Genomic DNA, 22,208 nt, shown 5'->3' with positions numbered 1-22,208 from the left:
GAGCGGGCCGCTGCCCGGTCCGCCCCGGGCCCGTGCCGACGGGACGGGAGGAACGCGGGGCGGAGCGGGCGGCCGCCGAGGAGGGGCGGCGGTCGGGCCGCCGCGGCCTTCACTACGGCTTCTGCGGCGTGGTCACCCGGCCGGCGGGGCGGGCAGCTCGTGGGCCCGGAATTCCGGCGCGTCGGCGGCGGCGCGCATCGCGCTGAGCGAAGCGCTCTGGCCGACCTCGTAGATACGGGTCTGGTTGTCGGCGCTGCGGAAGGTGAAGCCCCAGGTCACACCGTTGGGGTTGGTGTAGGTGAAGGCGACCGGGTCGGTGGCCGCGGCGTCGCCCTGGTACGTCCTCGGCTTCCAGGTGCGCCAGTCGGCGCCGCCCTGAGTGATCTCACCGGTGTTGTAGACGAGGTTGTCGGTGCCCCGGACGACGATCTCGGTGAGACCGGTCAGCGGGGAGAGCACCGCGCTGGGGGAGCCCTGCGCGGTGATGCCGGCGACGGTGTCCCACGTGCCGTAGGCGCCGCCTTCGGCGGACTGGCCGGCGGTGATCACGTTGCCGCCCGTGTCGGTGGCGAACAGACGGATGCGGTAGCCGGGGTAGACGACGACGGACGGGGCGCCCGTGACCGCCGGGCTGCCGAGGGAGGTCCACGCGGAGAGGGTGCCGTCCTCCTTGAAGAGGGCGGTGCTCAGCGTTCCGGAGCCGTTCTTGGCGAAGAGCTGGATGCCGTCGCGCACGGTGACGGCGCGCAGGGGACCGGTGAAGCCGGTGCCGGTGAGCCGCATCCAGCCCATGAAGTCGACGTTGGCGCGCTGCTGGATGCGGTACCAGGGGGTGCCGCCGGAGTCGAGGGCGAACTGGGTCATCAGCCCGGTCGGCGTCTTGCCGGTGACGGGGTGCTGGGGCATGGCGCCGCCCAGGTCTGTCCAGTCGCCCCAGTCGGCGGCGCCCTTGACGGTCTGGTTGCGCTGCCAGATCCTGCCGGAGGTGTTGTGGGCGGTGACGACGACGCGGCCGTCGGTGTGGGAGGAGAGCGACGGCGTGCCGGCGAAGGCCTCCTGACCGGAGATCACCGTCCACTGGGCGCCGTTGATGTCGGCCGGGTCGGTGCGGCCGTGGACCAGACGGCCGACGTTGTCGGTGTAGGCCAGCTCGATCTTGCCGTCGGGTCCCTGCATGACGGCGTTGGGGGTGTACGACTCCAGCGGCACCGAAGTCGCCGCAGGCGTGTGGTTGTTGAGGATCCGGCAGGCGTCCGGGGCGCCCGCGACATTGGTGTAGTCGTCCCAGCCGGCCGTGCCGACGGTGGTCTTGTAGACGGGGAAGTCGCGGACGTTCTCGTCGAACCGGTAGTAGTGGGCCTGGCCGGCGGCGTTGACGCCGAGCAGCGTGTCCCCGCCGATCGACGTGATGCCCTTGGTGTACAGGTTCCAGTCCGCGAGGCTCTCCACGACATGGCGCTCGATCCAGCGCTGGCTGGCGAAGTCGTAGCGGGAGCGGTAGAGCTTTCCGTCGGTGGCCGAGCGCCCGTAGAGCACGCCGGCGTCCGCCGCGGCGATCAGGTTGTAGCGGTCCCAGCCCTGGTCGAGGATCTTGCCGCTGCCGGCGACCCAGCTGCCGTCCGCCACGTCGTACTTGTACGCGCGCAGCGCCCCGGCGTTGTCGAGCACCCAGATCCAGCCACCGCGGTCGACGGTGACCTGGTTGCGGTCCTCGGCCTTGGTCAGCCAGCCGAAGCTGTCGCTGATCTTCTTGTGGTGGATGTCCCAGGTGGCGGTGGAGCTGATCCGGTGGCTGAGGTAGAGCCCGTCGGACTTGATGCCGTAGAACTGCGCCGACGGGCCGGCCAGCACCCGGCCGTAACCGGACCAGCCCGTGTCGATCTGCGCGGGGTTGCTCAGGCTGCCGCCCGAGAGCGGTGTCGGCATGTCGTAACGGAGCAGCTTGCCCGCGGAGTCGAGCGCGTAGGTGGGGCCGGTGGCGGTGCAGGAAGCGGACTCGGCTGCGTGCGCGGTGCCGGGCGCGGCGACGAGAAGCGGCATCGCGGTGGCGATCGCGGCCGCCAGGACGGTCCAGCGTGTTCTTCGGGGCGATGAGTCGAGAGTCATGCCGACGGACATTAGGCAGCGTTTGGTGAACGCTGCGGTGGCGAAAAGATGAACTTAATGATCTTGGAGCTTTCGATTCCATGAACATGAAGATTCCGTGGGGAAGTTCGGGAATTTATCCCCCTCATGGCCGACTCGCGCCGTGGATGGCCGCATTCGTCCAGGTCGGAATGGTCACGGAAAGATCACGCGCAGATGAATGCTCTGGGCAACGGGTCGACAAAGAGGCCGGCGGACCGTCAGGCTCCCCTCAATTCTTTGTGTTTTCCGTGGGGGGACTGTGCCGGTGTATCGAATACGCGCGCGCAAATTCCTGCCGGCCAGGTTGCTGCGCACCCGGTGGGGCAGGGCCGTCGCGCTCGCCATGGTGGCGGTCATGGCCATGGGGGCGCTCGCCGTCGCCGACGGGGGGATCCCGCTCTTCCCCGCGGACCCGGCCGCTGCCGAGGGCCCCGCCCAGCGGTGGGGCAGCGCCGAGGGGCTCGGCCACCTCGTGCGCGGCCGGCACAACGACGACGCGCCGCGGTCCCTGCGGGCCAAGTACCCCCTGAAGGGCGCGCCCGCCGCCCGGCCCGTGGTGCGGAAGAACAAGGCCGAGGTGACCACGCCGCCGCCCGCGCGGGTGAAGGGCTTCGACCGCGGGACGAGCAAGGAGATCGTCGAGCGGCGGGACGCCCACAGCCGGACGTACGCCAACAGCGACGGCACCCGCACCACCGAGATCTCCACCAGCCCCCTCAACTACCGTGACCGGCACGGCGACTGGCGGGGCATCGACAGCTCCCTCACCGAGAACGACAGCGGCGACGGCTGGGCCAACACCGCCGACTCGGTGGCCGTCCGCTTCGCGGGCCGGGCCGACGCCGATGTGCTGGCCTCCGTCACGCTGCCCTCCGGCGAGTCCTTCGGGTACGGGCTGAGCGGCGCCGCACCCGTGGCCGGACACGCGGACGGCACCCGCGCCGCCTACGCGCAGGTGCTCCCCGGGACCGATCTCTGGCTGGACGCGCGGGCCGGCGGGGCCAAGGAGACCCTCGTCCTGAAGTCCGCCACCGCCCCGAACAGCTTCGTCTTCCCGCTCCGCCTGAAGGGCCTGACCGCCGAAGCCCATGGCGAATCGATTCTGCTGACCGACGCCGAGGGCCGCACCCGCGCCGTGATCCCGGCCGGCTTCATGGAGGACGCCGCCCGGTCCGTCTCCCACGCCGTCTCCTACGAACTCGTCCAGGGGCAGGACGGCGGCCAGGCGCTGAAGGTCACCGCCGACCGGGAGTGGCTCGCCGACCCGGCCCGCGCCTACCCCGTCCGCATCGACCCCTCCGTCGACACCACGACCGCCTCCACCGCCATGACGGCCGGCGGCTCCGGCACCGACGCCAAGGAACTCCAGGTGGGCAAGGGGCCGAACGGCGCCACCGCCGCCTACCTCGGCTTCCCCGGACTCGACGAGGAGCTCAAGTACCACCAGATCTTCGGTGCGCAGCTCCAGGTCGTGAACTACGACTCGGCCTCCTGCAAGCCGCGTTCCGTCTCCGTCCACCCCGTGACCGAGTCCTGGACCGCGGGCAGCGGCACGGCCTACCCCGGCCCCGCCGTCGGCGGCGCCCTCGCCTCGAAGTCCTTCGCCTACGGCCACATCGGCTTCGGCCAGTCGGCGTCCGCCTGCCCCACCGCCGGTGAGCTGTTCGACCTCGGCAAGGGCGGCCGGGACCTGGTGCAGCGCTGGGTCAACGGCACCCAGCCCAACTACGGCCTGTCCCTGCGCGCCTCGGCCACCGACCCGCTCGCGTTCAAGAAGTTCACCGGCCCCGGCACGGCCAACCCGCCCAAGCTGTACGTCACACACTCCCCGTACAGCGCGTCGTACAGCTTCCCCAAGCCCGTCCCCGACCCGCCGGTGCTGCAGAACCAGGCCGGCCAGGTCAAGGTGGCCGTCACCAACAAGGGCGCCGAGACCTGGACGCCCGCCACCTACTACCTCGCCTACCGCGCCTATGACAAGAAGGGCAAGCTGGTCACCCAGCAGCGTGCGGGCAGCCTCACCGGCAACGTGGCCCACGGCGCCAAGGCGACCGTCGACGCCACCATCAAGGCCCTCCCGCCGGGCGTCTACATGCTCGACTTCACGATGGTGCGCCAGGGCGGCAAGGTCTTCACCGACGAGCAGGTGCCGCCGGGCCGGCTGACCATCCAGGTCTTCGACATCGCGCCGGTGGTCAAGGAGCAGTTCCCGCCCAACGGCTACCAGGCCCAGACGCTGACCCCGCAGCTGTGGGCGGCCGGCGTCGACATCGACGCGCCCCCCGGGTCCTCGCTCCAGTACAAGTTCGAGATCTGCGAGGCGGACAAGGACGGCAAACCGGCCGCCTGCACGACCTCCGCCTACCAGACCAACTCGGCCTACCCGGTGCCCGCCGGCCGGCTGAAGTGGGGCAAGACCTATCTGTGGCGCGGCTTCGTCAAGGACGCGTCCAACGAGGTCCCCACCCAGCAGGTGGCCCTGGTCGCCACCGTTCCGCAGCCCGAGATCACCTCGCGGCTCTCCGGGGCGCAGGGCAAGGAGTACGACCCGAACGTCGGCAACTACACCGCGAGCGCCACCGACGCCTCCCTCGCCGGCGTCGGCCCCGACCTGACCCTCATCCGTACGTACAACAGCCTCGACCCCCGGCGCGACCTCGCCTTCGGCGCCGGCTGGACCACCCGCTTCGACATGCGGCTCACCCCGGACGACGACGGCAGCGGCAATGTCGTCATCCGCTACCCCGACGGCCAGGACGTCCGCTTCGGCAAGAACGCGGACGGGACCTACGCCCCGCCGCCCGGGCGCTTCGCCAAGCTGACCTTCGACTCCACGGCCGGCACCTACAGGCTCCAGGACAAGTCCGGCACGACGTACGACTTCAGCACGACCGGTCTGCTCGCGAAGATCACCGACGCCTACTCCAACTCGGTCACCTACACCTACAGCGCCGGCAAGCTCGTGACCGCGACCAACAACCGCACCGCGCGCTCGCTGACCTTCACCTGGACCGGCGCGCACGTCACCAGGGTCCAGACCACCCCGGTCGACGGCGCCCCGCTCACCTGGACGTACAGCTACACCGGCGACCTGCTGGACAAGGTCTGCGACCCGCTGAACGGCTGCACCCAGTACACCTACGGCACCGGCAGCCACTACGCCACCACCGTGCTCGACTCCCGCCCCGAGTCCTACTGGCGCCTGGGCGAGGAGGAGGGCACCGCGGCGAACAGCGCCAACGAGGCCAACCTCGGCAAGGACCGCGGCACCTACCAGAACGTCACCCTGAAGGCGGCCGGCGCGATCAGCGGCGACCCCGGCACCGCCGCCTCCTTCAACGGCACCGCCTCCCGCGTCGACCTGCCCCCTGGCACGCTGAAGAAGAGCCGTGACGCGGCGGTGGAGGTGTGGTTCAAGACCATCGCCGGCGGCGTCGGCGGCCCGCTCGTCGGCTACCAGGACAAGGCCTGGGGCACCACCCCCGGCACCGGCGTCCCCCTGCTGTACGTCGGCACCGACGGCAAGCTCCGCGGCCAGTTCTGGACCGGCACGGCCGGGCCGGTCACCGACATCACCAAGAACGTCAACGACGGCCAGTGGCACCACGCGGTGCTGTCGCTGTCCGGCTCCACCCAGAGCCTCTACCTGGACGGCAAACTCTCCGGGACCCTCACCGGCAAGCAGCCGCTCCAGGGCAACCTCACCTACAACCAGATCGGCGCCGCCCACGCCACCACCCCCGCCTCCTGGCCGGGCTGGGGCTCCACCGCCGCCAGGTCCTTCGCGGGCACCATCGACGACGTCGCCGTCTACCACCACCCGCTGGGCACGGCGGCCGTCACCGCCCACTACCGCGAGGGCGGCCGCACCGCCGACGTCCTGACGAAGACGACGCTGCCGAGCGGCCGCACCGCCTCCGAGGTCCAGTACGACACCGCCCGCGACCGCGTCCAGGAGTACACCGACCGCAACGGCGGCACCTGGCGGATCGGGACACCCGCGGTCTTCGGCAACGACAGGGACCTGCGCCGCACCGTCGAGGTGCGCGACCCGATGGACGCCCCGTACTTCTACGAGTACGACGGCCTGTCCTCGCGGCTGCTGCGCTACGGCGAGCCGATGGCGCTCGGCGCCCGGGAGCCCGTCACCGCGACCCCGTCCCCGTCACCGACCGACCCCGGCCAGGTCTGCACCCAGCCCGACCCGGGCGACCCGGCCTTCTGCACGACTCCACCCGGCCGGAGCGGCGACGGACCGGACTTCATCCGCTACCCCGTCGACGGCGTCGCCATCCGCTCCTTCACCTACGACGACAACGGCTTCCAGACCGGGATCACCAGCGAGAACGGCGACAAGGTCACCCTCGGCTACGACGACCGGGGCAACGTCACCAGCCGGACGACCTGCCGTGCGGCCGGCGACTGCCAGACCTCGTACACCACCTACCCGACGACCACCGGCGACTTCGACCTGCGGGCCGACCAGCCGGCCGAGACCCGCGACGGCCGCTCCACCGGCCCCACCGACAACCGCTACCTCACCAAGTACACGTACAACACCAGCGGTGCGCTGCTCACCCAGACGGCGCCCGACGGCGGCACGGCCAGGAACACGTACACCACCGGCGCCGAGCCGGCCATAGGCGGCGGCAACACGCCCACCGGCCTGCCGCTCACCACCGCCGACCCGCGCGGGAAGATCACCCGCTACCAGTACTACAAGAACGGCGACCTGGCCTGGGTGACCGAGCCGTCCGGCCGCGTCACCAAGTACACCTACGACGCGCTGGGCCGCAAGCTCACCGAGACCGTCGTCACGGACGCCCAGCCGGCCGGCACGACATCCGCCTTCACCTACGACAAGCTCTCCCGGGTCCGCACCCTGACCGACCCGCCGGCGACCAACGCCGTCACCTCGGGCCGGCACCAGCAGCGGACCACCACGGACTACGACGCCGACGGCAACGTGGTGCGCACCGAGATCAGCGACCTGCTGGGCGGCGACGCCACCCGCGTGATGACCTTCGGCCTCGACGACCGCGGCCGCCCGGAACTGGTCACCGACGCGGAGGGCAACGAAACCGCCTACACCTACGACGTCTTCGGCAACAAGACCTCGATGGTGGACGCGAACGGCAACCACTTCGACTACGTCTACACCGCGCGCAACATGCTGGCCGAGACCCGGCTGCGCGACTGGGAGGACGACGGCGGCGACGACGACTACACGGTCCTCCAGTCCTACGCCTACGACATGAGCGGCCGGCTCGTCCGCCACACCGACTCGATGGGCCGCTCGCTGGTCTACCAGTACTACGGCGACGACCTGGTCAAGTCGATCACGCTCAAGGACTTCCACGACCCCGACGGCACCAAGCGCGACATCCTCGTGGAGTCCGACACCTACGACGGCGCCGGCAACGTCCTGACCGAGACCACCGCGAACGGCACGCTCGTCACCGCGTACACCTACGACCTGGTCGGCCGGGTGAAGTCCGAGGTCACGGACCCCGACGGGCTGGCCCGCCGCACGACGTACACCTACGACCCCGCCGGCAACGTGCTGACGACGGCCTCCAGCGGAGCCCCGTCCAACGTGCCCTGGCCGGTGAGCGTCAGCGGCGACTCGGTGCGCTACGAGTACGACGACGCGGGCAATGTCGTGCACGAGACGGTCGAGAACGGCACCGACTCGCGCACCACCGACTACACCTACGACCAGCGCGGGCTCGCCACCTCCAAGACGGACCCGGCGGGCAACAAGACCGAGTACGGCTACGACGAGCTCGGCCGGCCGGTCTCCGTCACCGCGCCCGCCGTCCCGACCGAGTCCGGCGGCGCCGCGCCCACCACCACCCGGCCCACCACCTTCACCGGCTACGACACCTTCGGCGCGGTCACCGAGTCGGTCGACGCCCTCGGGAACCTCAACCGCACCGCCTACGACCGGCTGGGCCGCCCGGTCACCGAGACCGCGCCCGCCTACACCGCGCCGGGCTCCACCGAGACCGTCGCCCCGACCGTCACCCAGACCTACGACGCGCTCGGCAACGTCACCGAGAGCACCGACCCGCTCGGCCGCGTGACCAGGTTCCGCTACGACCGCCAGAACCGGCTCACCGTCAAGGACGTCCCCGTCGGCACGGGCGACGAACGCGGCCAGTGGACGTACACCTACACCCGCACCGGCGAGATCCTGTCGGTCACGGACCCCGGCGGCGCCCGCGCCGAGACGACCTACGACGACCTGGACCGCCCGGTCACCACCACGCGGATCGAGCGCAGGCCCCGGCCCGGCGCCTTCACCACCCGCAACGAGTACGACGACGCGGGCAACGTGGTGCGGCAGATCTCGCCGAGCGGCGCCGAGAGCCGGTTCGCCTACGACCGCCTCGGCCAGCTGACCCGGATGGAGGAGCCCGGCGGCGTCGTCACCCGGCTCGGCTACGACGCCGAGGGCCGTGAGGTCCGCCGCACGGACGGCATGGGCCGCACCTCGGCCAAGATCTACGACCAGCTCGGGCAGCTCGTCCAGGACCAGGACCTGGACCCGGCGGGCAACCTGCTGCGCAAGGCCGGCTACGGCTACGACAAGGCGGGCAACCTGGTCACCTCGACCAACCCGCTGAACCGCACGACGACTTACACCTATGACGCCCTCAACCGGCTGACCAGCCAGACCGAGCCGGTCTCCGACACCAAGTCGATCACCACGTCCTTCGGCTACGACGCGCTCGGCAACCGCACCCGCTACACGGACGGCCGCGGCAACTCCACCGTCTACACGTTCAATTCGCTCGGCCTCGCCGAGTCGGTGATCGAACCCGCCACCGACCGCGACCCCGCACCGCAGGCCCGCACCTGGACCACCGCCTACGACGCCGCCGGGCAGCCCGTGAAGGCCACCGCCCCGGGCGGCGTGGTCCGCGAGCGCGCCTACGACAAGGCGGGACAGCTGGTCCGCGAGACCGGCACGGGCACCTCGGCGGCCACCGCCGAAAGGCAGTTCCAGTACGACGCGGCGGGCCGGCTCACCAGGGCCTCCTCCCCGAAGGGCGACAACACCTACGAGTACGACGACCGGGGCGCGCTGCTGAAGGCGACCGGCCCGCTCGGCGACGCCACGTACGAGTACGACGGCGACGGCCGGCTCACCAGCCGCACCGACGCGGCCGGAACCGCGCTCTTCGGCTACGCCGGCGGGCAGCTGACCTCGGCGACCGACCCGCTCACCGGTGTGCGGCAGACCTACGCCTACGACGGCGCCGGCGCGCTGAAGAAGGTCGACTACGGCGCGGGCCAGTCCCGCGGCCTCACCTACGACGACCTGGGCCGCGTCGACACCGACACGCTCAAGAACAGCGCCGGCCAGACGATGGCCTCGACCGACTACGGCTATGACGACGACGACCGGCTGACGTCGAAGACCACGGCCGGCACCGCGAAGGCCGGGACCAACACCTACGGCTACGACCAGGCCGGCCGCCTCACCTCCTGGACGGCCGACGGCAGGACGACGGCGTACGGCTGGGACGACAGCGGCAACCGCGTGAAGAACGGCGACAAGGCCGCCACCTTCGACGAGCGCAACCGGCTGCTGTCCGACGGCGACTACACCTACGACTACACGTCACGCGGCACCCTCGCGTCGCGCACCAGCTCCGGCCTCAAGGAGGACTTCACCTTCGACGCCTTCGACCGGCTGGTGAAGGCGGGCGAGTCCGGCACGGAGTACACCTACGACTCGCTGGACCGGATCGCGTCCCGCAACGGCACGGACTTCTCCTACGCCGGTTTCGCACCCGACCCGGTCAAGGACCAGACCGCCACGTACGGCCGTGGCGCGGCGGACGAACTGCTCTCGGTCGCCGAGGGCGGCGGCCCGGCCCGGCTGACGCTGGAGGACAAGCACGGCGACGTCGTCGGCAGCATGTCCGCCGCGGACGGCGCGGCCTCCGCCCTGGACGAGTCCACGGCCTTCGACCCGTTCGGCCAGGTGCTCGGCACGACCGGCACGGCCGGTACCGCCGGCAACGCGGGGTACCAGGGCGACTGGACCGACCCGGACACCGACCAGGTCAACATGCAGTCCCGCTGGTACGACCCGGGCACCGGCAGCTTCGACTCCCGGGACTCCTACCTCTACGACTCCGGCGCCTCCATCCTGGCCAACCGCTACACCTACGGCGCCGGCGCCCCGCTGGACTACACCGACCCGGACGGCCACTGGCCGAGCTGCGGCTGGTGCAGCAAGGCCGCGAGCTGGACGGGCAAGAAGCTGCGCCAGGGCGCGAACTGGACGGTCAAGAAGTTCCGGCAGGGCGCGAGCTGGACGGCCAGGACCGCCAAGTCCGTCTGGCACGGCGTGCAGTGGGCGTGGAACAACCCGGGCGCGGCGCTCAAACTGGCCCTGAAGTACGTGGGCAAGGGCGCCAGTTGGGTGTACCGCAAGTCGGGCCTGAAGACGGTCGTCGACGCCACGGTCAACGCGGTCAAGTGGGTCGGCCAGAAGACCGGCGTCACCCAGTGGGCCCGTGAGAAGGCGAGACAGGCCATCAGGGCCGCGTACCAGGCCAAGGTCTACCTCACCCAGAAGGCCAGACAGGCGGCCTCCTTCGCGGCCCGGCACAACCCGATCCCGGCGATCGTCGCGGCCACCAAACCGCTGATCGCCGTCGGCAAGGCGATCGTCACGGCCGACCCGAACCTGCCGGCGATCATCGTCGGCGCGGCCGTCCAGGTCGTCGCCGACGCCGCCAAGGCCGCGGACGCCATCCGCGACGAGGTCGTCAAGCAGGTCGGCAGCGTCGTGGAGACCGTCTCGGACGCGGTCGACTGGGGCGAGGTCTGGGACGACGTCAAGACGGTCGGCAACTTCGTCGGCGACGTCACCGGCTTCAACGACATCAAGGACTGTGTCACCACGGGCGACATGGAGTCCTGCGCCTGGGCGGCGGCGACCGTGGGCGGCATCGTCCTCGGCGGCGCCGGCGCGGCGGCGGTCCGCGCGGCGAAGGCCGGCCGGATGACGGCGAAGGCGGCGAAGTACGCGGACCAGATCGCGAAGGCGGCGGAGAAGGGCAAGAAGGTCCTCGACGAGGCCGAGTCCATCGGGGAGTGCGTCTCCACCGCCCGGGACGTCGCCTCCCTCGCCAGCGGCAACAGCTTCGTACCCGGTACGCAAGTGGTGATGGCCGACGGCAGCCGCAAGCCGATCGAGGAGGTGAAGGAGGGCGACGAGGTCCTCGCCACCGACCCGACGACCGGAAAGACCTCCAAGGAGAAGGTCACCGCCACGATCGAGGGCAAGGGCGCGAAGAACCTCGTCAAGGTCACGATCGACACGGACGGCGACCGGGGCCGGGCGACGGACACCATCACGGCCACCGAGGGCCACCCCTTCTGGGTCCCGGACCTGAAGAAATGGCTGAAGGCCGGAGAACTGCGCCCCGGCGAGTGGCTCCGCACCGGCTCGGGCACCCAGGTCAAGATCGAAGCGGTCACCGCCTGGACCCAGCAGGCAGCGGTCTACAACCTGACGGTCGACAGGGCCCACACGTACTATGTGCTCGCCGGGGCCACGCCGGTCCTGGTGCACAACTGCGGTGGCTATGACCTGCGGGGCAAGGATCCCATGAGCATCGTTCCCGATCACGCGAGCGTGCGCGAGCTCAAGCCGGATCCGAGGGGGGGATCGCAGTACGGCCTCGAGTTCAAGTGGAAGAACGCCGACGACAAGACCGTCCGCTTGAGGATTCATGGTCCTGACGGGCGAGCGCCGGCCGGTTCGAACTCGGCTACCGGTGAAACGTATCGCGTCCAGATCGGAAACCAGTATCAAGATGAAGCTGGAAACCTCTATCACCGGAACGTCCACAACCCGGACAGTCCGAACTACAATGAGCAGGCGGCAAACAACACTCACATTCCATGGCCTTCGCAGTTCCCGGGGCTCTAGATGAGTATCGGTCGACCCAGGCTGGCAGGGCTGCTCGAGAAGATCGTTTCAGAGTTGCCGGAAGAGCGCGAAGAGGGTGCTGAGAACGTTTGTGACTGGTCACAGTCGTTCGATGCGCTGGAGGCGAGGGTTGTCGTACGGGTTCTTGCCGTCATGGCGCCGTCCGAGGAAAATCCGGCCGCAAGAGAAGCTCAGCTGAACGCGGTTGCGGAAATTTTCGACCCACGGTCGGTATCGCGCGACGATGTAGCCCCGTTGTTGGAAATCCCGCCGGCGGACCTGGACCCGTCTGAAACCTCCTACGTCCAGGAAATCAGGGATTCCTTCATGTGATACCGGGACTCCAAGGCGGCAGGCCCCCTCCCACAGGCGACTTCGGGAGGGGGCCTGCCGACAGGCGTCGGGCGACCGGGTCACTTATCGTGAGAGGCGGTGAGCCGAAGGAGGCTCACCCGATCGGGGTCACTTGGTGCGCAGTCCCGAAAGCACCCCGCCCCGTGGGGCCGTGAGTACGCCGGCCACGTCACCCGTCCCCGGCGCATCCCGCCGACGCTCCTTTTCCGACCGGTTCCCCGGCGGAACCGATCGCGCCGTCCGGAACGGTTCGCGGGGGTGCGCAGGCGCCTCGACGAACGGAGGGACCATGGCAGCAATCCGCCTGACTCTGAGGGCTCTGTTGTGCACGGCCGTCGCCCTGCTGGTGGCCGCCGTCTGGACACAGCCGGCGAACGCGTGGACCTGGGCCAGAGGGGTCACCGTGTACAACGGGCCCGGCCTGTGCGTCCGCGGTGACGCGGGAATCGACCACAAGCGCCCCGGCGCGCTGTCCGGCAACCTCGCGTACTCCCACACCTACGCGCTCACCCAAGGATGCGGCACCGGGCTGTCCAGGCCCGACGGCTGGGCCGCCACGCGGGCCACCGTCTACCACTGGAACGGCTCCGCCTGGACGGTGTGCCGTACCAGCGACTGGAAGTTCGGCGCCACGGGCCAGACGGGCGGCGAGTTCCCCGGACCCTGGGGGCCTGAGCTGGTGTTCGACTGGGGCGGGTGGCAGTCCTGCGGGCAGGGCTACTACGGCACGCTCGCCGCGGCCTACGTCTGGGACGGCTCCGCATGGCGCGGCGGCGACGTCTGGTCGGGCTACGAGTACGCCTCGGTCACCAGCTTCCACGGCGCCCGGGAGAAGGCGCCCGAGCTCGCACCCTCCCGGCACACCGCGCCGCCCACCGTCCACCCGAGGACGCGCGAGCACGCTCACTGACACCGGGAGCACACAGCGTCACCCACGTGTCCGGCGGATCCACGAGGACCCGCCGGACACCTGCGTCGTGCACGAGCTCGGTTGACCAGGTGACCATTGAAGCGGTGACCACCCGTACGAGAAGAAATCACCGGTGACCGGTGGACACAATGGGGGAGGGGAGCGGAGCGAGGGAGACCTTCGATGATCACCGTGGAACACGTTCCTCAAGCGGAAACGGATTACCTGGCGCAGCTGGAGAAGGCCGCGCGACGCTTCGGCGACCGGACCCCGCAGCGAGAGGAGACTCTCCGGACCCTCGAAAGCCGGGGCGTGCTGTACGCCGACGAACCCGGCCGGGTCCAGAAGCGGCTGGCGCGACTGAACGCCGACTGGTCGCTCGCCAAAGCGATCGAACACATACCGACGCAACCCGCCACGACGACCGGCAGCACGCTGTCGCTGTCACCGGACGCGTTCGGCGCCGATCTCCTCGGCCTGGAACGCCTCATGGGACGCAACAACCTCACCGGAGTGGCTTTCCTGGAGGGAGGGTACCTGGCCGCCCGGTCGATCGGACGGGTCGCCGTCCGCACACCGGAGGGCGGGCACTACGGCACCGGTTTCATGGTGTCCCCTTCCCTCCTCCTCACCAACAACCACGTACTGCGGAGCCCGGAGGAAGCGGGTCACGCCGTCGTCGAATTCGATTTCCAGGCGGGCGTGGACGGGCGCCCGCTGGTTCCGGTGACCTTCCGCATCGATCCCCACGGGTTCTTCGCCACCGACCGTGAGCTGGACTTCACCGTCGTCGCGGTGGCCGAGAGCAACCAGGAGGGCGCGCGGCTCGCCGGCTACGGCTGGCTGCCGCTGGACGGGGCGCAAGGAAAGGCCATCGTCGGGGAATTCGTCAACATCATCCAGCACCCCAACGGCGAACCCAAACAACTCGCCCTGCGCGAGAACCAGATCGTCGACCTGCTGGACCGGTTCGTCCACTACGTGACCGACACCGCGCCGGGTTCCTCCGGATCCCCCGTCTTCAACGACCAGTGGGAAGTCGTCGCGCTGCACCACTCGGCCGTGCCGGAGACCGATGCCGACGGCCGCCCCCTGGCCACCGACGGCACACCCTGGCGGCCGGGGATGGGCGAGCACCGCCTGGCGTGGAAGGCCAACGAGGGAGTGCGCGTCAGCCGCGTGCTGCAGGCGCTGAGCCGGCTCACCCTGACCGGGAACGCGGCCCGGCTGCGCGACGAACTGTTCCAGCCGCCGGACCGGCCGCACCCCGAGGGCGCGCCGCCGACGGCGGCGAAGCCGGGGCCGGACGGATTCGTGCCGGACGGTTCCGCGCCGCTCACCCCCGGCACCACCGTCGGCATCACCGTCCCGCTGCGGATCACCGTGGGCGTCGACGCGCCGGCGCCCGAACAGCGCGGCCCCGGCCGGTTCACCGGCCCGCGGGTGACCGCGGTGGCCGCGGACGGCGCCCGCCCCGCCCTGGCGGAGCGGGCGGCGGGAAGCTCCGTCGTCGCCGACGCCGTCGCACAGGACCTGGACGCGGCCCTGCTCAGCCTCCGGCTCGGGGAGGCGCGCGCCTACTACGTCCCCGACGCCGACCGCGCCGCGCGGGACGCCTACTACGCGCACGTCGACGCCGACGCGTACGGCGAGCCGCTGCGGCAGGCACTGACCGCGCTGCTGGAGGAGACCCACGGGCCCCGCCCCTCCTACAAACCGGCGCGCATGGTCTACCCGTGGGTCGACCTCCATCCCGACCGCCTCCTGCACAGCGTCTACTCGGGGAGGACCTTCACCGCGGAGGAGCTCATCCGCGCGGACGCCGCCGCCGAGGCGTCCCGGCTCCGGGGCATGCAGGAGTTCCTGCTGCGGGAGAGCGCGGCGAGCGCCGACGAGCTCGCCGCCGAACTGGACGAACTGGAGGCGTCGTTGCCGTTCAACTGCGAGCACGTGGTCCCGCAGTCCTGGTTCGCCAAGCGGGAGCCCATGCGGGGTGATCTGCACCATCTGTTCGCGTGCGAACCGGCGTGCAACAGCTTCCGCGGCAACTACCCCTACATGGACTTCCCCGGCTTCGACGAGGCCGTGCGGGACGACTGCGGCATGCGCGAGAAGAGCGGCTTCGAACCGGAGCACAGCAAGGGAGCCGTCGCCCGGGCCACCCTGTACTTCCTGTTGCGGTACCCCGGCCTCGTCGGGGACAGCGCGCGGGAGTTCCCCGAGGAGCGGCTGCCCATCCTCCTGGAGTGGCACGAGAGCGAACCCGTGACCGAGTACGAGTTGCACCGCAACGCGGCCATCGCGGGGATACAGGGGAACCGCAACCCCCTGATAGACCACCCGGAGTGGGCTCGGAGCATCGACTTCTCCGGCGTCTGGCCCTGACAGACAGAGACCGGAAGGCCCTGAACGGAACCGTGAAGGCCCTTCAGGGCCTTCAGGGTTCGGGTCCGTCACCGGTCCGGCGGCTCGGGCGGTGGCAGGCGGATGGTGCGGGCCCGTTCGACGGCCTCCACGCCTTCCACCGCCCGCAGCAGCGGGATCCGGTCCTCGGCGATGGTGCCGGCGGCCGTGCCGATGAGCGGCTGCTCACTCGTCACGGTGAGGCCGACGGCCTCCGCCGCACCGATCGTCTCGGCGAACCGCCCGACATCGTCGACGGACAGGATGACATCCACCCGCGGGGATTCGGTCACGGAGTCTGCCCCAGACCGGCACCGACGCTCGCGGGCAGCTGCGCGAGCCGGTACGCGCCGGAGAGCAGACGCTTCTTCAGTTCGGCCGCCGTGGCGTCCGGCACGCCCTGGGCCAGCAGCGCGACGATCCCCGCGATGTGCGGGGTGGCCATGCTGGTCCCGCTGATCGTGTTGTAGACCTGGGGCATCGGCCAGGCGGAACGCACCTCCACGCCGGGCGCCGCGATGTTGACCTCCGCCCCGATGAGACCCTGGCCCCGGCAGGAGAACGGCGCGACGTCCAGCGCCTTGCCCAGAGCCGCGACAGCCAGGACCGAGGGGCAGTTGGCCGGGTGGTTGACCGGTCCACCGTCGTTGCCCGCCGCCGCGACGATCAGCGTGCCCGCGGTGACGACCCGCTTCGCCAGGCTCTCGAAGACCGGTGAGAACAGCTGGCCGGGGCTGACCGGGGCACCGAGCGACATGGAGATCACCTTCGCCCCCTGGGAGAGCGCCCAGGCGATCCCCGCGAGGATCTGCCCGTCACTCCCGCTGCCCTGGTTGCTGAGCACCTTGCCGGCCAGGATCTGCGCCTCGGGGGCGACGCCGTAGCGCGGCCCGTGCTGCGGCTGCGCCGGGCCCGCCGCCGTGCCGATGCAGTGGGTGCCGTGGCCGTTGCCGTCCTGCGCCGACTGCCCCGGCACGAAGGACGCGGTGCCGGCGATGCGCGCGGAGAGGTCGGGGTGTTCGGTGTCCACTCCGGTGTCGAGCACCGCGACCCTGACGCCCTGCCCCGTCAGCTGGGAGTGGTTGGCCCGTACCGCCTGCAGGCCCCACGTGTGATCGGTCTCGTCCCAGGCCGGGCCCAGCGAGACGGCCATCGCCGCCGTGGTGTGCCGCTCCATGACGTCCTCGTCGCTGCGGTACGTGGGGTAGTAGCCCTTCACCTCCCGCGTACGGTCCGTGATCGTCGAGATGTAGAGCAGGCGCTCGGGCTCCGCGGCGATGACCGACGGTTCCTCCTGAGCGGCCGTCACCAGCGCCTCCCGCTGGTCCGGTGCCACGTCGACGACGGCGACACCCAGCTCCGGGAAGAGCGCGTTCACGTCCGGCGCCTCCAGGACGCGCACGGCGTTCTCCGCCTCGGCACCACGCACCGGTTCCGCGTTCGCGATGCCGGCCTGGGAACGCAGCACCTGCATGCCGCGCTCTTCCTCCTGGCAGTCGAGAAGTACGAGGTACTTCCCGGTGTAGGCGTTCTCACGCTTGAGGACGCTCTGGTCGTAGAGTACGAACTGCCCGTCGCCCGCACGGCGGTCGAATGATTCGTTCGTCATGGTGTCTCCGCTCCGACTGCCCCCGTGCACACGGTGACCGCCCCGCCGCACGCCCGAGACACCATCGGCGAGCTGATACGGCACGTCCGGCCGTACGGTGACTCGGCGCGTCCGAGCCTGCTTGTCGCCTTTTCTTCCAGCCTCGTGCCGACCACGGCCGTACGCAACTCGTCCGGGGTGATCCCGCGCCCACAGCCGGCAGGCGGGTCCGGTTGCGGCATCTCCCGGGGAAGCTGTTATGGACCAAGTGGTCCACAACGGCTCCGGCGCCCAGCGGTGTGATGACCCCGAGGCTCTCGCCAGGTGTGCGCGCGCAGGAGGAATTCCTCATGGGCGTAACACCGGGAGGGCCACCAGGTCACCCCCGGACACGGCCGGTGTGCGCTGTCGCAGGCCCTTGGCGATCGACACCGTCGCGCCCGCCGACGGCCGCGGACCGTGGCACCCGCCGGTCCCTCGTCCGCCCGCCGAGAGAAGAAACCCCCCACCCCCACGAGCCGCCCGGTCAACCCCACTTCGACGCGGCGTGCCGTCACATGACGCGTCGGCCACGAGCGGGTCACGCGGGATCTGTGACGGTGGGGGAGCCGGGGCGGGGGACGGTGGCCTCGGGGGCGTACTGGGAGGCTTGCGCGTCGAACATCGCGGCGTAGCGCCCCCGGGCGGCCATGAGTTCGGCGTGGCTGCCGTGCTCGACGAGCCGTCCGTGGTGCAGGACGTGGATGCGGTCGGCGTGGCGGACGCCGGACATGCGGTGGGTGACCAGGACGACGGCCCGGTTCGGGGCGGCGAGCCGGCGGATGCGGTCGAAGGCCGCGATCTCCGCTTCCGGGTCGAGGGCCGAGGTGGGCTCGTCCACGATGAGCACGCCGTCGGCATCGGAGGTGGAGTCGCGCCAGTGGGTCCGGGCGAGGCCGATCTTCTGCCACTCGCCGCCGGACAGTTCGCTCGCGCCCCGGAACATCCGGGCCAGGAGGCTGCGCAGGCCGTCGGGAAGTTTGGCGACGACCGGTCCTGCGCCCGCGTAGTCGACGGACGGCCGCAGGTCCTCGGGACCGGCTTCCCGGGCGGGCCGGCCGATCCGGATGTTCAACGCCGCTGTCACCGGCCAGCGTTGGAAGTCCTGGGTGAGCAGCGCGACACGGTCGAAGACCTCGGCCCGGTCCAGGGAGACCAGGTCGGCCTCGCCCCACAGCACCGTCCCGCTCTGCGGCAGCAACAGGCCCGACAACACCTTCATCAGGGTGCTCTTGCCGGAACCGTTCTCGCCGACCACGGCGGTGACCGAGCCCATGGGCAGGGTGAGGGACACCTCGTCCAGGGCGGGGGTTTCCCGGTCCGGATAGCGGTAGCTCACCGTGTCCAGGACGACCTGCCGCACCCGTGCCGGGACGGGATCACCCCCGCTGGGAATGGTGTGCCGCGCCGCCTCCTCCAGGAACCGGGCGTGGTCGCGGACGTAGAGGGACTCCTCGTGCAGCTGGTTCACGTTCATCACCAGCGCGCCCAGGCTCGCCGAGCCGGACCGGACGGCGATGACGGCGGTCCCGGCCACGGCCAGACTCATGTGCCCGCTCATGATCAGCCAGAACATGGCCCCGTACGTCACCGCCATGGCGAGGCCGGACAGCGCGGCGGCCACCCACTCGGTGACGGCTTTGCCGGAGGCCAGCCGCTCCTGCTCGGCCTCGGCGCTCTCCGCCATCCGCTCGTAGCGGCTGAGCAGGAACGGTCCGACCGCGTGGATGCGCACCTCCTGTGCCGCGGTGCGCTCCGTGAGCAGATTGCCGATGAGGCGGCTGGCCCGCATGTGCTCGACCCAGCTCATCACCGACACGTACCGTTCCTGCGCCACCCGCATCGCGCCCCAGCCGCGCGGCGCCGCGATCAGGATCAGCATCGGCAGAAGGACCGGGTGGAGGATGGTGAGCACGCCCGCCGTGGAGATCAGGGAGATGGTCCCGTTCAGCGCGGCGACGCAGGCGCTGATCATGCGGCGGGCGGATGCGGCGCCGTACTGGGCGACGTCGATCAGCCGCCGGAACTCCGGGTCCTCGATGGCCTCCAGTTCGACGGACGCGGCGGCCGCCAGGTACTGGGTCGTGGCGATCCGCTCCACCAGCGGCTCCAGCCGGCCCGCCCGCGAGGTGGACCAGCCGGCCAGGCCCGAGTTGACCACGGCGGCTCCGGCGGCGGCGAGCAGTCCGGGCAGGACCGCGTGCAGCCGCTGGTCGGGGGTGCCCGAGCCGAGCAGGGCGTGCATCACGGCGTTCACCGCGAGCAGCCCGACCGCCGCGGCGAGACCCTGCCCGACCTCGCTGACGGCGACCGTGAGCAGAGCACGGCGGTCGGCCTGCCACGCCATCCGCAACGTCGCCCCGACCAGCCTCGGCATGGAGCGCAGAGCGGACATCATCGTCAGGTCGAGCCAGGCGCGCTCGTGTTCCGACCAGCCCAGGTCGTAGCGCAGAGGACCGCCGAAGAGCTCCCGCTCGGCGTCGGAGACCTCCGGCTCGGCCATCCGTACCCGTCCGAAGAACCTCTTCACAGCGCGCCTCCCCGTCCGGGCCGGGCAGTCGCAGGTGCTGGTGTCCTGGCCGAAGTCGACATGGTCCCCCTTGACGGTTGTGTGACTGCTCCTGCGACTCAACGAGCCGACGGCCCTTTCGAACACACGTGTTTCGGTCGTGTTGGGGACCGGGGGATCGTACGCGCGAGAGCGCCGGTGATCACGAATGCCTTCAGAGGGTGCTGCGTAGGCTGACGCAGTCGAAGCCGGCGACCGGCCGGGCACTGTCCTGGCGTGCCCCGCGCTCGCGCGGCGTACGTACCACGGGACGCTCGGCCGGATCGCCCGTTCCGCCGAGCGGCGCGCGTACGGAGACTTCCTCGGCAAGGACCAAGGGGACGCCCGCACCGGGGAGTTACCCGTCGAGAACGACGGTCAGGCCGCCCCGCACTGGCGGCGCCGCACCCCCTTCCGGTACCCCCGCACGCTTCTGCCAAGTTGCGTCTGGGCTCAAGCGCAGGGCGCACCGGCCGACGGTGCCGACCGGTCCACCCCGGTTCGGTGTCCGCCCCTCCGGGCGTCGGTCAGAGACGGTCGCACAGAGACCGGGCCGCTTTCAGATCCTTGCGGAACCCGGGTTCAGTGAAGTCGTCGGCGCGCATCTGATGGTTCAGCACCTGCTGGAGCGCATCGGCCAAGGGCTTGTACTCACGGTCACCGGCCGCCGCCGCGGCAGACAGTGCGGCGGCGCCGCCGAGACGGTTGAAGGCGATATTCCTCTGTGCGTCGTTGTCCATGTCGGCCGACTCGTCGAAGCTCTCCAGGGTGACACACGCACGACGGGCGTCATCGGCCGCTCCGTCACCGGAGGAGCCGTCGTCTCCGCTGAGTGCCCAGGCGATGCCGACCCCGCCGGCCCCCAGGACCAGTCCTGCCGCGACAGCGGCAGCCAGCGAAGGTCTGAACCGGCGATCCGATGCTGTGGGCACAGGGCTGCTGACGGGGGCGCCGTGAGCGGGCGGTATTGGCGTCGACATGCCAGAAGGATATCGATGGGCGGGACCCGCTCGGCCGGCACGGCGACCGTCCTCGACGGCCTGAGGACGGCCGCCTGCCCCGGTGCTGCTGCCCTGGCCGCCGGCCTTCGCACGACGGCACGGCCGCGCCCGGCGGCGTGCCGCTGCTCCAGAGGCACGGCGGCCCGGGCACGACCTGGACCCACCCGGACACCCGCGGGCGGACGGTCTGGGACCCAGGAGTCACTGCCACACCTGTGCGGCGACGCGGCGGAAATTGCCGCCCAGGATCGCGGTGACGGCGTCGTCGGGGTATCCGCGAGCGATCAGCGCGTCTTCGACGGTCAGCAGGCCTTCCGGGGGCAGAAAGTTGATGGGACCCCAGCGGGTGTAGGAGTCGGGGAACAGCTCCGGGCTCTGTTCGAGCATCGCGTTGAAGTCGTCGTGGTCGAAGGGGTAGTCGGTCGATACTCCGACGTGTTCGGGGCCGACGAGTTCGACCGCGTAGTCGATGTGCCGTACCAACGCGTCGACGGAGGCGTCGTTGGCGCCGAGGAAGATCCCGACACCGGTGATGCCGACGACCCCGCCCGTGGCAGCGCACTCCTTGGCCTGGTCGTCGGTGATGTTGCGAGGGTGGTCCCACAGCGAGCGCATGCAGGAGTGGCTGTAGATCACGGGCTGTTCGGAGACCTCACACATGTCCAGCCCCGTGCGGGTCCCGCAGTGAGAACCGTCCACCACCATGCCGACGGCGTTCATCTCCCTCACCAGTGCCCGGCCGTAGGCGGTAAGTCCCTCGTCGACCGCGTCAAGGCAGCCTCCGCCCGCCGCGTTGCGGTTGTTGTAGCTCGGCAGCATCGTGCGGACACCGAGTTCATAGAACCGGCGTACACGCTCCAGCCGCCCCGCGAGCGGACCGGAATCCTCCAGGTCGAAGGCCACGGCCACGTTCCCGTCGCGGCCGGCGGCGTCGACGTCGACGACACTCTCCGCCGGCCGCAAGCGGTGATCCGCTGCGATCCGCTCCCGCCAGCTCATGATCAGGCCGGTGACGTCCTCCGCGGAATGCGGGACGTAACCAACGTTCACCGACACAAGACTGCCACCCGGCCTGCGGTAGCGAGCCAGCTCACCGACATCGGCGTGCCGCTCCGACGGCAGACAGCAGTGCTGCTCCCACAGCAAGCGCGGGCGGCGTGGTACTGAATCCGCGTGTGCCATGGAAGGGATCGTGCCCATCCCCGCCCGTCCCCAGACCGGGCCCCTCGGCCGACTCTCCTCGCAGCGGCGGAAATCCGCGGGCTCCCGTGCTCCACCCG

General features: G+C 70.7%; 10 protein-coding genes. 4 read left to right on the top strand and 6 right to left on the bottom strand.

The features are described 5' to 3' along the window. Positions 1-132 precede the first annotated feature (132 nt). The gene (locus tag IE251_RS21575) at positions 133-2,106 is read right to left on the bottom strand and encodes a tachylectin-related carbohydrate-binding protein (protein ID WP_189754645.1); all 1,974 of its coding nucleotides are present in this window, start codon (positions 2,104-2,106) and stop codon (positions 133-135) included. 286 nt (positions 2,107-2,392) lie between these two features. Here IE251_RS21575 and IE251_RS41720 point away from each other — a divergent pair, with 286 nt between their 5' ends. From IE251_RS41720 to IE251_RS21555, 4 genes are all read left to right on the top strand, one after another. Then, positions 2,393-12,085 carry a polymorphic toxin type 30 domain-containing protein gene (locus IE251_RS41720; RefSeq protein WP_189754644.1) on the top strand — a complete coding sequence of 3,231 codons (9,693 nt, stop codon included), beginning with the start codon at positions 2,393-2,395 and terminating at the stop codon, positions 12,083-12,085. Continuing rightward, positions 12,086-12,418, top strand: coding sequence for a hypothetical protein (locus IE251_RS21565; RefSeq protein WP_189754643.1), 333 nt, complete (start codon positions 12,086-12,088; stop codon positions 12,416-12,418). 310 nt (positions 12,419-12,728) lie between these two features. Next, the gene (locus tag IE251_RS21560) at positions 12,729-13,349 is read left to right on the top strand and encodes a hypothetical protein (protein ID WP_189754642.1); all 621 of its coding nucleotides are present in this window, start codon (positions 12,729-12,731) and stop codon (positions 13,347-13,349) included. Between the two features lie 183 nt (positions 13,350-13,532). After that, positions 13,533-15,734, top strand: a complete 2,202-nt coding sequence (locus tag IE251_RS21555; RefSeq protein WP_189754641.1) for an endonuclease — start codon at positions 13,533-13,535, stop codon at positions 15,732-15,734. 68 nt (positions 15,735-15,802) lie between these two features. Here the strand turns inward: IE251_RS21555 and IE251_RS21550 are convergent, their stop codons facing one another. From IE251_RS21550 to IE251_RS21530, 5 genes are all read right to left on the bottom strand, one after another. Beyond that, positions 15,803-16,045 (bottom strand): hypothetical protein, encoded by a 243-nt coding sequence (locus IE251_RS21550; RefSeq protein WP_189754640.1) that lies wholly within the window; start codon positions 16,043-16,045, stop codon positions 15,803-15,805. Next, a complete protein-coding gene (locus IE251_RS21545; protein WP_189754639.1) occupies positions 16,042-17,361 on the bottom strand; it encodes a S8 family serine peptidase in 1,320 nt (439 codons plus the stop codon). Before IE251_RS21545 ends, IE251_RS21550 begins: the two co-directional genes overlap by 4 nt. A 559-nt stretch (positions 17,362-17,920) precedes the next feature. After that, the gene (locus IE251_RS21540; protein ID WP_234470509.1) at positions 17,921-19,882 is read right to left on the bottom strand and encodes an ABC transporter ATP-binding protein; all 1,962 of its coding nucleotides are present in this window, start codon (positions 19,880-19,882) and stop codon (positions 17,921-17,923) included. 572 nt (positions 19,883-20,454) lie between these two features. Next, positions 20,455-20,907, bottom strand: a complete 453-nt coding sequence (locus tag IE251_RS21535) for a hypothetical protein (RefSeq protein WP_229896877.1) — start codon at positions 20,905-20,907, stop codon at positions 20,455-20,457. 222 nt (positions 20,908-21,129) lie between these two features. Beyond that, on the bottom strand, positions 21,130-21,978 hold the full coding sequence (locus tag IE251_RS21530; protein ID WP_491590672.1) for a dipeptidase: 849 nt from the start codon (positions 21,976-21,978) through the stop codon (positions 21,130-21,132). Positions 21,979-22,208: the final 230 nt, after the last annotated feature.

This window comes from Streptomyces eurythermus (assembly GCF_014649115.1).
Taxonomy (GTDB): Bacteria; Actinomycetota; Actinomycetes; order Streptomycetales; family Streptomycetaceae; genus Streptomyces; species Streptomyces eurythermus.
This window is presented reverse-complemented; position numbering and strand designations above follow the sequence as displayed.

Coding starts and splice junctions, on each gene's coding strand:
- IE251_RS21540 (WP_234470509.1), bottom strand. CDS start 19,882: ATGGCCGAGCCGGAGGTCTCCGACGCCGAGCGGGAGCTCTTCGGCGGT.
- IE251_RS21575 (WP_189754645.1), bottom strand. CDS start 2,106: ATGACTCTCGACTCATCGCCCCGAAGAACACGCTGGACCGTCCTGGCG.
- IE251_RS21555 (WP_189754641.1), top strand. CDS start 13,533: ATGATCACCGTGGAACACGTTCCTCAAGCGGAAACGGATTACCTGGCG.
- IE251_RS21560 (WP_189754642.1), top strand. CDS start 12,729: ATGGCAGCAATCCGCCTGACTCTGAGGGCTCTGTTGTGCACGGCCGTC.
- IE251_RS21565 (WP_189754643.1), top strand. CDS start 12,086: ATGAGTATCGGTCGACCCAGGCTGGCAGGGCTGCTCGAGAAGATCGTT.
- IE251_RS21535 (WP_229896877.1), bottom strand. CDS start 20,907: ATGTCGACGCCAATACCGCCCGCTCACGGCGCCCCCGTCAGCAGCCCT.
- IE251_RS21545 (WP_189754639.1), bottom strand. CDS start 17,361: ATGACGAACGAATCATTCGACCGCCGTGCGGGCGACGGGCAGTTCGTA.